We start from the raw sequence: 12,455 nt of genomic DNA, 5'->3' as shown, positions 1-12,455 counted from the left end.
GTCCTGATATCAACCGATATGGGCTTTGTAGGCGGCCTCATCCATGAGACCGGCGAGCTGGCTTTCGTTGGCAAGCTTCATCTTCCACAGCCAGCCGGCCCCTGTTGCGGCCGAATTGACCAGTGACGGATCCGACGACAGCGTGCCGTTGGCCTCGGTGATCTCGCCGTCGACTGGTGCATAGACATCGGATGCCGCCTTGACGGATTCGACCACGACGGCGGTGTCGCCCTTGGTCAATTTCTTTCCCGTCTCCGGCAGTTCGACGAAGACGAGGTCGCCGAGCTGCTCCTGCGCGTAATCAGTGATGCCGACCGTGGCGATGCCGCCCTCGACGCGGAGCCACTCGTGATCTGATGTGAAATAGGTCGTTGCCATTGAGATCATCCTTTTCGGTAGCGATGCGGTGTGAAGGGCAGGGAGCTGATATCGACTGGGATTTTCGTGCCGCGCACATCGGCGAAAACCCGAATTCCGGGCTTTGCCAGAGGTGTCGAGACATAGCCCATGGCGACCGGATGGCCGGCCGAGGGGCCGAAGCCGCCCGATGTGACATGGCCGGCCGGATTGCCGTCGGCGTCGAAGAGCGCGGCACCGCCACGCACCGGCTGGCGGCCTTCCGGCTTCAAACCGACGCGCTTTTGCGCGGGTCCTCGTTCCACCGCGGCGCGGAGCGCATCGGCGCCGATGAAAGTGCCGGAAGCGCGGATGTCCTTTGGAATTGCCCACATCAAGGCGGCGCTGGCCGGGTCGGTTTCCGGTGTGATGTCCTGGCCATGCAGGCAGAGACCGGCCTCCAGGCGCAGGCTGTCGCGCGCAGCCAGGCCGATCCACAGCACGCGCTCGTCTCCGAGCAGCTTCGCGACGAGGTCGCGTGCATCGGCCTCCGGCAAGCCGATCTCGAACCCGTCCTCGCCGGTATAGCCCGACCGGCTCATGAACCAGTTCTTGCGCGGTTCGACCCCATGCATGAACAGCAGCGAGCCGGTCTCGATGCCGGCGCGGGAAAGGGCGGCCCAGGCTTCAGGACCCTGGATGGCCAGGAAGACGCGGTCGAGCGGCTCGATCCTGGCGTCGAAATCCGCGGCAAGTGCACGCAAATGCTTTTCGTCGGCTACGGCGTTGCCGGCATTGGCGACCACCATGAACCTGGCATCGCCAAGCCTGGTGACGATCAGGTCGTCGAGGATGCCGCCTGCTTCGTTGAGGGAAAAGGACAGTTTGGATTGCGAGATTTCGAGCGCGCCGGCATCCAGTGGGCAAGCACGGTTGAGCAGTGCCGCCGCTTCCGGTCCGCTGACCTCGAACAGCTTCATGTGCGAGATGTCGAACAGGCCGGCCTGCTCGCGGGTGTGAAGGTGTTCCTTCATGACGCCGGCCGGATAGGTCAGCGGCATCGACCAGCCGGCAAAGGCGCCGAAGCGCGCACCGGCGGCCATATGGATATCTTCAAGGGGAAGGTGTTTTGTGTCGTCGCCCGTCATGTCGTCTCCAGAGTCGCACGCAATCGGTCGCGAATGGCGACCAGTCCGTGCCCCTCTGTCTGAAGCCTGAGAGACTCGCGCAGCCGGAACTCTGTCAGCGGCGCTTACACCTTCGGCGCGGGGGCAAGCCCCGACTTTCCAGAGTGTCTTTCCCGTCTACGGTTCTTTTGCCTGAGAGATTTCGGGCGATTTCCCCTTCGGCGACAGCTCTCGCTGTTCTCTCCCGCAAACAGGTAGGACTCAAGACCCTGAGTCCTCGACGCGCCATCCATAGCTTGCGCGCGACGGCTTGTCACCTGTCAGCAACATCTAAAGCGCGTGCATGTCGTTCTTCAAACCGCGGCACGCTGTCAGGCGACATGCGTTGGCGACAAGTCTTCACTAACCACGCCGTTTGCCGGTTTTTCAAGACACTGCTGATATGTTGGCTTGTATGACGCTATCGGGCCGGCGCTTGGCGACGGCGGACGGGGACGACAAATGGGCGAATTGATCATGAGCGCGCCGGTGGCCGGGCTGACCTCGAAAAGCCGCATCGCCGCGGAGGACGTGGCGATGTTGCGCCATGAAGTGTTCGGCGACGGCGTCGTGACGCGTGGCGAGGCCGAGGCGCTGTTCGCGCTCGATGCCACGGCGAAGGACAAATGCCAGGAATGGCCGCCCTTCTTCATTGAGGCGGTCACCGACTATATCGTCCACCAGGAAAAGCCATCGGGCTATATCTCGCAGGACAATGCCGACTGGCTGATCCGCACGATCTCGCGCGACGGCATGGTCGACAGCCGGACCGAACTCGAATTGCTGGTGCATGTGCTGGAACAGGCGAAATCGTCGCCGGCCCAGCTTTGTGTGTATGCGCTGGAGCAGGTGGCGCATGCCGTCATTGACGGCAAGGGGCCGCTGATGCTCGGCGGCGCGCTGGCTCCGGGCCTCGTCGCGCAGGCGGAGGTCGAGCTTTTGCGCCGGATACTCCATGCCCATGGCGGCGACGGCAACATCGCCATCACGCGCGCCGAGGCCGAGGTGCTGCTCAAGATCAACGAGCGGACTGCTCAAGGACAAAACGATCCGTCCTGGAACGAGCTGTTCGTCAAGGCGATCGCCAATTTCGTCATGTGCTCGGCCGGCTACGAAGCACCGACGCGCGACGTGGCGCTGCGCCATGACGCCTTCCTCGAACATGCCGATCCGGAAATCGGCGGCTTCTTCAGCCGCATGATCTCCGGCGGGCTTGCCGGCATCATGGAGGCCTACCGATCTCCTGGCGACATCGAAGCCGAATGGGAAGCCAAGAACAGGGCGGCCGAGGCCCTGGCCCGCCGTGCCGAGACGATCGATGCCGGCGAAGCCGGCTGGCTGATCGAACATATCGGCGTCGACAGGCCACTTTACGAGAACGAACGCGCGCTGCTGACCCTGATCAAGCACGCCTCGCCGGAAATTCACCCGGCGCTCAGGCCGCTGCTCGACAAGGTTGCCTGACCGGCCAGGGATTGCTTAATCGGATCCGGGATGCTGGTCAGATCTGATCGACGTCGACGTATATCCGGGCCAGGCCTTCCCGGACGGTCGACATGGCATCGGCGACACTGATGTCGATGTGGTCATGCATGAGCCTTGCGGCCGTGTCGGCATCGCGGGCTACCATGGCTCGGGCGATTTCGCTGTGTTCGGTGTAGGTCGTCGACAGTCGCCGGTGCATCTCCACTTCGATCTTGCGAACGAAATGGATGCGCGTGTTGATGCCTTCGAGCATGCGCGCCAGTTCGGGATTGCCTGACAGACTGGCGATGCGGATGTGAAACTCCTCGTCCCTGGCGGTCAGCTCGGCGCTGGAAAACGAGTCGGCGCGCGCCATGGTGAGCGTCCACCAGTCGACGAGCGCGGCGAGCTCTTCGTTGGTCGCGCGCTGGATCGCCAGCCTGACGGAGCGCTCCTCAAGCACCGCCCGCACGTCGGAAAGATTGACGACCTCGTCGACATCGAAGCCGCGGCAAAAGAAGCCGCGATTGGTCTGGAAGGTGATGAGTTCCTCCGTGACCAGCCGCTGGAGGGCCTCCCTGATCGGGCTGCGGCTGACATTCAGCCTCGCGGCAAGCGCCACTTCGTTGATGCGCTCGTTCGGCTTGAAGCGATAGTCCATCGCCATGCGACGGATCTCTTCATAGACGCGCGGGCCGGTCTTGATCGGCTTGGATGCCAACGCCGCATCGTCGTCCTGGTTGCTGTGCCTGGTGGGTCGGAGCATGGCGTCGGTCAAGCCTTTGCGGCGCTTGGTTCGGCGAACCGCGCCTGTGTGGGAAGGATACCGTCGAGGGCGATCGGCGCAGCCCGGCCGGCGATCAGTTCGGCGACGATGCGGGCCGATCCATGCGCCATCGTCCAGCCGATATGGCCGTGGCCGGTGTTCAGCCAAAGGTTCTTGATGTTGCGCAGGCCGAGGATCGGCAGATTGTCGGGCGTCATAGGTCTCAGGCAGGCCCGCATTTCGGCGCGATCATAGGCGATACCGCGCGGGAACAGGTCCTGCGTGACGCGCTTCATGAAGGCGAAATCCGAAGGCTTGTGGCTGCGATCATAGCCCGCGAATTCCGCGGTGGCGGTGACGCGGATGCGATCGCCCATCGGCGTGATGGCAACGAGATTGTGCTCATCGATGACGGGGAGTTTTGGAGCCAGCGCCGGGTCGACGATGGGAATGGTCAGGGAATATCCTTTGACCGGATAGATCGGCAGACCAAGGCCGATCTTGCGGGCGAGGATCGGGCTTTCGGCGCCGAGACACAGAACGTAGGCGTCGGCCAGAAATTCTCCCTTGTCGGTGACGACCCGGATGATCGCGTCATTCCTGCGTTCGATCCCGACGATCCTCGTGCTTGTCCCGATCTTGCCGCCCCTCGTTTCGACGATGGCCGCCAGCGCGCGCGTGAACTTGGCGGCGTCGCCGGTTTCATCGGTTGGACACATTATGCCGCCGGCAATGCTGCCGCGCGACGAAGCCAGCGCCGGCTCGCGGTCAATGATTTCCTGTGCGTCGACAATGCGGATCTCCTGGCCGTCGGCCTCCAGCAGGCGCATGTTGGCGACGCCCTTGTCGAGCGCCTGACGGCTGCGGTGGAAGTAAAGGATGCCGGCCGAGGTCCTGTCGTACTGGATCGCTTCCTCCCTGACGACCGCCTGCAGGACCGATTGGGAATGGACCGCAAGCCGATGTTTGAGGAGGGTATTGCGACGCGCTTTGGCGGCCGTGCATTCCCTGAGGAAGCGCAGCGACCAGCTGTAGAGATGCGGGTCGGCGGAAAGTTTGAAGCGAAGCGCCTGGTCTTTCAGGAACAGCGACTTCAGCAGGATTTTTGGCGCGGCTGGCGATGACCAGACGAAGGAGTGACCGGGCGCGATCATGCCTGCATTTGCCCAGCTCGCGCCCTCGGCCACCTGCGGTGCCTGCTCGAGAACAGTGACCGCGTGGCCGTCCTTTTGCAACTGATAGGCGGTGGTGATCCCGACCACGCCGCCGCCCAAGATCAATACGCGCATTGCTGTCCCGAAGGGCTGTGTTCCTATTGTCGACAATTCAATAGGAAGACGCCGATCCCTGTCAACGGTGGATGGGTCGGCGACGGACAAGCGATCCGCGCAAGCGCAAAATTGAGGCGTTTACCGGTTCCCAGGATCTGCACAGAGCCCTTGACAGTTTCGGCAATATCGCCGTTTCTATTGTCGACAATTCTGATTGAGGACATCAGGAAGGGCACTGCACCATGGACGCCCCGGTTACGCGCGCCGACGACACGCTTGTCCTCGACAAGGAACACATTCCCTTCACGACCGATGACGGTATCGGCACGCGCGCCAAACTCGGCCTGCTCGTGCTGCGGACCGACCAGACCATCGAGGATGAATTCCGCTATGCGCTGCCCGCGCGCGACATCGCGCTGTACGAGGCGCGGCTCTACAGCGATGTCGAGATCACACCGGAAAACCTGATGAAAATGTCGGCGGTAATCCCGGCAACGGTGGGACTCTTGCCCGACGTCAAGTTCGATGTGATCGGCTTTGCCTGCACGTCGGGAGCGCTGGTCATCGGCGAGGATAAGGTTGCCGAGCGCGTTCACGAGGTGCTGCCTGGTGTGCAGGTGACCAATCCGGTGACCGCGGCACGCGCCGCGCTGAAGGCCCTGGGGGTCTCGAGGATCGCGCTGCTCACCCCTTACTTGGCGAAAATCAATCATTCGCTGCGGGCATCGTTGATGGCGCGGGGGATGGATATTCCGGTCATGGGCTCCTTCAACGAGGCGGACGACAATGTCGTTGCACGCATCACGCCGGCATCGGTCAAGCAGGCCATCTTGGAAATCGGTGCGTCGAGCGACTGTGATGCGGTGTTCGTTTCCTGCACCAGCATGCGCGTTGCCCGCATCATCGAGGAGGTCGAGAAGGAGTTGGGGAAACCGGTCACCTCCAGCAACCATGCACTTGCCTGGCATATGCTGCGGCTTGGCGGCATTGGCGAGCAGATTGCCGGAAAAGGCGAGCTGTTTCGCCGCTCGCTAGGCTAGCATCTTCAGCGCCGGATTTGCGGTGTGCAGCTCAGATCCCGCCGTACCAGTCATAGCCATTGTCTTCCCAATAGCCGCCCCTGCCACCGCCGACATCGGCAAAGCCGTCGACCAGTTCGATCTTGTAGAGATATTTCGGCATCTTGTAGCCGAGCTGGCGCTCGACGCGAACCCGCAGCGGCGCGCCGTTCTCGACCGGCAGCGGCTTGCCGTTCAGGCCGTAGGCGAGGATCGTCTGCGGGTGACGGGCATCGATGAGGTCGATGGTGCCGTAATATTTGATGTCGCCCGACAGGCTGCGGTCGATCGTGTCGAGGCAATGGAACATGACATAGCGCGCCTGCGGTTTGACCACCGCCTGGTCCAGCACCAGCGACAGCGGCGTGCCGGTCCATTTGGCTATGCAGCTCCAGCCTTCGACGCAGTCATGGCGGGTGATCTGGGTGCGGCTTGGCATGTTCTGGAGCTGCTCGCGGCTGAGCGACAGCGGCTTTTCGACGAGACCCGTCACTTCCAGACGCCAGTCGGCGAAATTGTTGGCGAGCAGGCCCTTGTAGACGTCGTCATCGGGAGCGGTGACGCCGTTCGGCCGCTGCGGCTGGCGGATATCGGCCTCGGTGAATTCCGGCGCCAGCGCGTCGCGTCCGGCCAGCAGGCGCTGTGCGCGGTAGGTCAGGCCATTGGCGTTTTCGAGGAAACTGCGCAGGCCGCTGCCGACGCTTAGCTGGCTGTCAAAGGCGTCGCAGCCCGACAGCACGATACCGGAAGCGCCAAGGCCGGCAGCGGTCAGGAATTTGCGGCGGCTGATCTCAAACTTCGCCATGTCAGGCACTCCTCTCGGCTGTATTGTCGTCCTGTGCGGGAGGATCGGTGCGGTACCAGCCGGTGATGATCGAGCGCAGCTCGTTGATCGGGCCGGCGGCCAGGATCATCAGGATATGGACGACGAAGAAGGCGACCAGCAGCACCATGACGGTGAAATGGATGGTGCGTGCCGTCTGCCGGCCACCGAGCAGATCGTTGAGGAAAGGCAGCACCGAGTTCATGCTTGGCGACATCGCCAGACCGGTGATGATCATCAGCGGCAGCAGCACGAACAGAACCCCGCCATAGGCCATCTTCTGCAACGTGTTGTATTCGCGCGTGTGGTGGAATTTGAGCTTGGCGTGGTCGACGATGTCTTGCGGCAACCGCTTCAAATCGTCGAGGCGTGGGGCGAGATCGCGGCGGATGTGACCGTTGACGATGCTGGCGACCAGCCAGACGATCAACGTCGTGGTGAGTATCCAGGCAAAGAAGAAATGGATGACGCGCGCGGTGCCGAGATCATAGTAGGACGGGATGGTCGCCCAGGACGGGAAGGCGCGGGACGTCTCCTGGCCGGCCGGACCCGACCAGCCGAGTACCCCAGTGGTGTCGAAGCGCTTGCCGAAGATCTCCGTGTAGCCGCGCGGACCCGCATCGGAGTTCTCGGCGCCGATGGCGAAGATGGTGTTGTTGTAATCGAAGCCCGATTGCTTGCCGATATAGAGCTGCGGACGGGCATTGAAGATCTGCAGGCCTGAGAGCAGCATGAAGAACAGCGAGATGGCCCACAGCCAATGCGTCAGCCGCGTCCAGCGCGACTGCCGGTAAATCAGCGTTTTGTCGTTCGACGCCGAAGCGCCTGGATCGGCGGCGGATTGGCTTCTGGCAACGGATTCCATCGTGTTTCGTCTCCCGGCCTCGCGGCATGGCCTGCGCGCTCATTGTCCTCCTGATACGTCGCGATCCAAACCGATGTTTCATCCGATCACGGATTTATTACGGACCGCCCAGGCTGACGGCGAGATTGACGGCAGCGGCGACGATGACCGTGTTGAAGAAAAACGACAGGATCGAGTGGACAAGCACGACACGACGCATATGCGTCGTCGAGATGTTGGTGTCGGCGGTCTGCGCCGTCATGCCGATCACCGTCGAGAAATAGAGGAAGTCCCAACCCTCCGGCCGTTTGTCGCCCGGAAACAGCAGTCCGCCGACCGGGATTTTCTTCCTGGTCTCGGCATCCATCGCATCGCCATCCATCCAGTAGACATGGGCATAATGGAGCGCTGCCATGGCATGGATGGTGAACCAGCCGAGCGGGATCGACAGCAGCGCGAACAAGAGCTCGATGGGATGGCTTCTGTCCTTCTGATTGATCAGCAGGAACAATGCGACAACGGCAACGCCGACGACGACAAGCGTCACGGCGAAGATGACCAGCACCGGCTGGTCGGTGGCGCGCGCATTCTTGCTCAGATACCTGCCGGTGAACTTCGGCATCTGGGCGACGACGAGAATGACATAGGCGGCAAAGAACGCGTTGGCGCCGATCGAATAGGCAAGCGGAGCGTGCAGCAGCAACGCCACCAGAAGCGCAAAGACGCCGAAGCAGGCAGACACAGCAAACAGCATGTGGCGCTGCATGGGTTTGTCTATCGGAGCTTCGGCGGCCATGGTGGTTCCAGCCCTGGATAGCGCTAATCCGGTGTGGCCGATTTCATGGCACGCCGCAAGATGCGATCGAGTTCGCCCAGAAACCGCGACCGGTCTTGCGGCGCGAAGCTGGCATTGTAGCCCTTGCTTTCGCCGGTCTCGCGCAGATGCTGCTTCAGGTCGCGCATCGCCACCGCCATGCCGATCGTTTCCGGCGTGAAGGGACGTCCGGTTGGCCCAAGCACATGGGCGCCAAGCGCTACCGCGCGGGCGGCCAGCGGAATGTCGGCGGTGATCACAATGTCGTTGGTGCGTGCATTGTCGACGATCCAGTCGTCGGCGGCATCAGCGCCCTTGGAGACCACGACATTGCGGACCATCGGATCGCGCGACGGCCGCAGGCCGCCATTGGAGACGTAGGTGACAAGGACGCCATGCCGGTCGGCCACTTTTTCGACCTCGGCCTTGACCGGGCAGGCATCTGCATCGACGAGAATGGCGGGGAGTTCGCTCATGTTTCTTTTCTCCTCCCATTGTGAACCACGGAGGCCGCGCGCCGGTTGGACCGCGGCCTGTGATCTTCCTCAGTAAACCACGACGCTTCTGATCGATTTGCCCTCATGCATGAGATCGAAACCCTTGTTGATGTCCTCGAGCTTGAGCGTGTGGGTGATCATCGGGTCGATCTGGATCTTGCCGTCCATGTACCAGTCGACGATCTTCGGCACATCGGTGCGGCCGCGCGCGCCGCCGAAGGCGGTGCCCATCCAGGTGCGGCCGGTGACCAGCTGGAACGGCCTGGTCGAGATCTCCTGGCCGGCGCCGGCAACGCCGATGACCACCGACTTGCCCCAGCCGCGATGCGAGGCTTCGAGCGCCTGACGCATGACCTTGGTGCTGCCGGTGCAGTCGAATGTGTAGTCGGCGCCGCCGATCTGGTCGGCGCCACGCTTGGTCATGTTGACGAGGTAGGGCACGACATCGCCGTCGATCTCCTTCGGATTGACGAAATGCGTCATGCCGAAGCGCTCGCCCCACTCCTTCTTGTCGTTGTTCAAATCGACGCCGATGATCATGTCGGCGCCGGCAAGTTTCAGGCCCTGGATGACATTGAGGCCGATGCCGCCGAGGCCGAAGACGACCGCGGTGGCGCCGATCTCGACCTTGGCGGTGTTGATCACGGCACCGATGCCGGTGGTGACGCCGCAGCCGATGTAGCAGATCTTGTCGAAGGGCGCGTCGGGGTTGACCTTGGCCAGTGCGATCTCGGGCAGCACGGTGAAGTTGGAGAAGGTCGAGCAGCCCATATAGTGAAAGATCTTGTCCTTGCCGATCGAGAAGCGCGATGAACCATCGGGCATGAGGCCCTGGCCCTGCGTGGCGCGGATCGCCGTGCAGAGGTTCGTCTTTCTCGACAGGCAGGACGGGCACTGGCGGCATTCGGGCGTATAGAGCGGGATGACGTGGTCGCCCTTCTTGAGCGAGGTGACACCCTTGCCGACATCGACGACGACGCCGGCGCCTTCATGGCCGAGGATGGCCGGAAACAGACCTTCCGGATCGGCGCCCGACAGTGTGAATTCGTCGGTGTGGCAAATGCCTGTCGCCTTGATCTCGACCAGCACTTCGCCCTCGCGCGGGCCCTCGAGGTCGACCTCCATGATCTCCAGCGGCTTTCCGGCGGCAACAGCGACAGCGGCGCGGGTTTTCATCAGGCGTCCTCCAATACGAATTTTTTCCAAGGTTTCAGGTTTTGCCGACACGATCAACTGGCAGCTGGCTCCCCGACTGGGCCACAGCGATGAATTGGAATCGCAAGTCGATTGAAAGGCAGTGAATTGCATGGTCGGCTTGACCCTGCAAGCACAGGCCATAAAAGGAACGGCCGACCCGAGGGATGACATTTCGCATGTTCACCAAGATCCTGATCGCCAATCGCGGCGAAATTGCCTGCCGCGTCATCAAGACGGCACGCAAGATGGGCATTGCCACGGTCGCGGTCTATTCCGATGCCGATCGCGACGCCGTGCATGTCGAGATGGCCGACGAGGCGGTGCATATCGGGCCTTCGCCAGCCGCGCTGAGCTATCTCGTCCCTGAAAAGATCATCGCCGCGTGCAAGGAGACGGGAGCCCAGGCCGTGCACCCCGCTACGGATTCCTGTCCGAGCGGGCGGCCTTCTGTGAGGCGCTGGAAGCGGAAGGCATCATTTTCATCGGCCCGAAGCCCAAGGCGATCAAGGCGATGGGCGACAAGATCGAATCGAAGAAGTTCGCCAACGCCGCCAAGGTTTCCACCGTGCCCGGCTGGCTCGGCGTCATCGAGAATGCCGATCATGCCGAAAAGATCGCCGGCGAAATCGGTTATCCCGTGATGATCAAGGCTTCGGCCGGCGGCGGCGGCAAGGGCATGCGCATCGCCTGGAGCGAAGCCGAAGTGCGCGATGGCTTCGACCGCGCGCGCTCGGAAGCCAAGAGTTCGTTCGGCGACGATCGTCTCTTCATCGAGAAATTCGTCGTCGATCCGCGCCACATCGAAATCCAGGTGCTGGCCGACGCGCATGGCAACGCGCTCTATCTCGGCGAGCGCGAATGCTCGATCCAGCGACGCAACCAGAAGGTCGCCGAAGAGGCGCCGTCGCCATTCCTGGACGCAGCGACACGCAAGGCCATGGGCGAGCAGTCCGTGGCGCTGGCCAAGGCCGTCGACTACCAGAGCGCCGGCACGGTCGAATTCATCGTCGACAATGACAAGAACTTCTATTTCCTTGAAATGAATACACGATTGCAGGTCGAGCACCCGGTGACGGAGCTCATCACCGGCATCGATCTGGTCGAGCAGATGATCCGCGTCGCCGCCGGCGAAAAGCTTGGCCTGAAGCAAAGCGACATCGAGCTGAACGGCTGGGCGGTGGAAAGCCGGCTCTATGCCGAAGACCCTTACCGCAATTTCCTGCCTTCGATCGGCCGGCTGACGCGCTACCGGCCGCCGGAGGAAGGACAATTCGGCGATGTCGTCATCCGCAACGACACCGGCGTCACCGAAGGCTCCGAAATCTCGATGTTCTACGATCCGATGCTGGCCAAGCTGTGCACCTGGGCGCCGACGCGTCTGGAAGCCATCGATGCCATGTCGGAAGCGCTCGACAGCTTCGTCGTCGACGGAATCGAGCACAACATTCCGTTCCTGGCTGCCTTGATGCAGCATCAGCGTTGGCGGGAAGGGCGGATATCGACCGCTTTCATATCGGAGGAATATCCCGACGGTTTCGCGCCGGTCGTGTCGAACGACGACGAGAAAGCGGTGCTGGCGTCGATCGCGACCGCAGTGGAACTGCTGCGACGTGATCGGCTTGATCGGCTGGGCGGGCGCCTGGCGCCGCATTCGGGAGCGCTGAAGCGCGACTGGGTCGTGAAGATCGATGATGACTATCTGTCGGCGTCCATCATCGAGGGCATGATTTCCATTCCGATGGAAGTCGATCTGTCGATCGCGGGCGGCAAGGCGCTGACCGTTGCATCCGACTGGCGGCCGGGCGATCTGGTCTGGCGCGGTACGGTCGGCAAGCGCAAGGTTACGGCTCAGGTCAGGCCGGTCGCCAATGGCTTTCGCATCGCCTGGAAAGGCATGTCGGTGACCGCGCGCGCCATGCTGCCGCGCACCGCCGAACTGGAAAGGCTGATGCCCGAAAAGGTAGCGCCGGACACGTCGAAGCTGCTGCTTTGCCCGATGCCCGGCCTTGTCGTGTCGATTGCCGTTGCCGAAGGCCAGGAGGTCAAGGCAGGCGAGACATTGGCGGTGGTCGAAGCGATGAAGATGGAAAACGTGCTGCGCGCCGAACGCGACCTTGTCGTCTCCAAACTCAACGCCAAGCCGGGCGACAGCCTGGCTGTCGACGCCGTGATCATGGAGTTTGCTTAGGGCTAGCCGGACAGGCAGCCTGTGATCAGCA

General features: G+C 62.4%; 11 protein-coding genes, 1 pseudogene and 1 riboswitch. Of the genes and pseudogenes, 3 read left to right on the top strand and 9 right to left on the bottom strand.

All coding sequences use genetic code 11. The annotated features are described in order from the left end of the window. Window positions 1–9 precede the first annotated feature (9 nt). Both gcvH and gcvT read right to left on the bottom strand, forming a co-directional pair. Window positions 10–378, bottom strand: coding sequence for a glycine cleavage system protein GcvH (gene gcvH, locus RPF88_RS10170; RefSeq protein ID WP_027162564.1), 369 nt, complete (start codon window positions 376–378; stop codon window positions 10–12). Between the two features lie 5 nt (window positions 379–383). Then, window positions 384–1,484, bottom strand: coding sequence for a glycine cleavage system aminomethyltransferase GcvT (gcvT, locus tag RPF88_RS10165; RefSeq protein ID WP_337122310.1), 1,101 nt, complete (start codon window positions 1,482–1,484; stop codon window positions 384–386). Between the two features lie 149 nt (window positions 1,485–1,633). After that, window positions 1,634–1,720: riboswitch (glycine riboswitch) on the bottom strand. A 244-nt stretch (window positions 1,721–1,964) separates the two neighbouring features. Between gcvT and RPF88_RS10160 the strand changes: the two genes are divergently transcribed. Then, a complete protein-coding gene (locus tag RPF88_RS10160) occupies window positions 1,965–2,966 on the top strand; it encodes a hypothetical protein (protein WP_063167889.1) in 1,002 nt (333 codons plus the stop codon). Between the two features lie 37 nt (window positions 2,967–3,003). Here the strand turns inward: RPF88_RS10160 and RPF88_RS10155 are convergent, their stop codons facing one another. Then, the gene (locus tag RPF88_RS10155) at window positions 3,004–3,732 is read right to left on the bottom strand and encodes a GntR family transcriptional regulator (protein WP_337122309.1); all 729 of its coding nucleotides are present in this window, start codon (window positions 3,730–3,732) and stop codon (window positions 3,004–3,006) included. Between the two features lie 8 nt (window positions 3,733–3,740). Then, window positions 3,741–5,021: a D-amino acid dehydrogenase gene (locus tag RPF88_RS10150; RefSeq protein ID WP_337122308.1), complete on the bottom strand. Its 1,281-nt coding sequence runs from the start codon at window positions 5,019–5,021 to the stop codon at window positions 3,741–3,743. A gap of 224 nt (window positions 5,022–5,245) precedes the next feature. Between RPF88_RS10150 and RPF88_RS10145 the strand changes: the two genes are divergently transcribed. After that, window positions 5,246–6,043, top strand: coding sequence for a maleate cis-trans isomerase family protein (locus RPF88_RS10145; RefSeq protein WP_337122307.1), 798 nt, complete (start codon window positions 5,246–5,248; stop codon window positions 6,041–6,043). Between the two features lie 31 nt (window positions 6,044–6,074). On the opposite strand, the gene RPF88_RS10140 is transcribed toward RPF88_RS10145, so the two are convergent. From RPF88_RS10140 to RPF88_RS10120, 5 genes are all read right to left on the bottom strand, one after another. Continuing rightward, window positions 6,075–6,866: a molybdopterin-binding protein gene (locus RPF88_RS10140; protein WP_337122306.1), complete on the bottom strand. Its 792-nt coding sequence runs from the start codon at window positions 6,864–6,866 to the stop codon at window positions 6,075–6,077. Between the two features lies 1 nt (window position 6,867). After that, window positions 6,868–7,749, bottom strand: coding sequence for a cytochrome b/b6 domain-containing protein (locus RPF88_RS10135; protein WP_337122304.1), 882 nt, complete (start codon window positions 7,747–7,749; stop codon window positions 6,868–6,870). Window positions 7,750–7,846: 97 nt separating this feature from the next. Further along, window positions 7,847–8,524: a DUF1345 domain-containing protein gene (locus RPF88_RS10130; protein ID WP_337122303.1), complete on the bottom strand. Its 678-nt coding sequence runs from the start codon at window positions 8,522–8,524 to the stop codon at window positions 7,847–7,849. Window positions 8,525–8,547: 23 nt separating this feature from the next. Then, window positions 8,548–9,018 (bottom strand): YaiI/YqxD family protein, encoded by a 471-nt coding sequence (locus tag RPF88_RS10125; RefSeq protein WP_024505334.1) that lies wholly within the window; start codon window positions 9,016–9,018, stop codon window positions 8,548–8,550. A gap of 69 nt (window positions 9,019–9,087) precedes the next feature. Continuing rightward, the gene (locus RPF88_RS10120) at window positions 9,088–10,215 is read right to left on the bottom strand and encodes an S-(hydroxymethyl)glutathione dehydrogenase/class III alcohol dehydrogenase (RefSeq protein WP_063172038.1); all 1,128 of its coding nucleotides are present in this window, start codon (window positions 10,213–10,215) and stop codon (window positions 9,088–9,090) included. 197 nt (window positions 10,216–10,412) lie between these two features. On the opposite strand from RPF88_RS10120, the pseudogene RPF88_RS10115 reads away from it, so the two are divergent. Continuing rightward, window positions 10,413–12,424: pseudogene (locus tag RPF88_RS10115) on the top strand (acetyl-CoA carboxylase biotin carboxylase subunit). Window positions 12,425–12,455 lie beyond the last annotated feature (31 nt).

The sequence above is a fragment of the Mesorhizobium sp. ISC11 genome (assembly GCF_037162595.1).
Classification (GTDB): Bacteria; Pseudomonadota; Alphaproteobacteria; order Rhizobiales; family Rhizobiaceae; genus Mesorhizobium; species Mesorhizobium ciceri.
This window is presented reverse-complemented; position numbering and strand designations above follow the sequence as displayed.

Coding starts and splice junctions, on each gene's coding strand:
- gcvT (WP_337122310.1), bottom strand. CDS start 1,484: ATGACGGGCGACGACACAAAACACCTTCCCCTTGAAGATATCCATATG.
- RPF88_RS10150 (WP_337122308.1), bottom strand. CDS start 5,021: ATGCGCGTATTGATCTTGGGCGGCGGCGTGGTCGGGATCACCACCGCC.
- RPF88_RS10160 (WP_063167889.1), top strand. CDS start 1,965: ATGGGCGAATTGATCATGAGCGCGCCGGTGGCCGGGCTGACCTCGAAA.
- RPF88_RS10120 (WP_063172038.1), bottom strand. CDS start 10,215: ATGAAAACCCGCGCCGCTGTCGCTGTTGCCGCCGGAAAGCCGCTGGAG.
- RPF88_RS10140 (WP_337122306.1), bottom strand. CDS start 6,866: ATGGCGAAGTTTGAGATCAGCCGCCGCAAATTCCTGACCGCTGCCGGC.
- RPF88_RS10135 (WP_337122304.1), bottom strand. CDS start 7,749: ATGGAATCCGTTGCCAGAAGCCAATCCGCCGCCGATCCAGGCGCTTCG.
- RPF88_RS10145 (WP_337122307.1), top strand. CDS start 5,246: ATGGACGCCCCGGTTACGCGCGCCGACGACACGCTTGTCCTCGACAAG.
- gcvH (WP_027162564.1), bottom strand. CDS start 378: ATGGCAACGACCTATTTCACATCAGATCACGAGTGGCTCCGCGTCGAG.
- RPF88_RS10130 (WP_337122303.1), bottom strand. CDS start 8,524: ATGGCCGCCGAAGCTCCGATAGACAAACCCATGCAGCGCCACATGCTG.
- RPF88_RS10125 (WP_024505334.1), bottom strand. CDS start 9,018: ATGAGCGAACTCCCCGCCATTCTCGTCGATGCAGATGCCTGCCCGGTC.
- RPF88_RS10155 (WP_337122309.1), bottom strand. CDS start 3,732: ATGCTCCGACCCACCAGGCACAGCAACCAGGACGACGATGCGGCGTTG.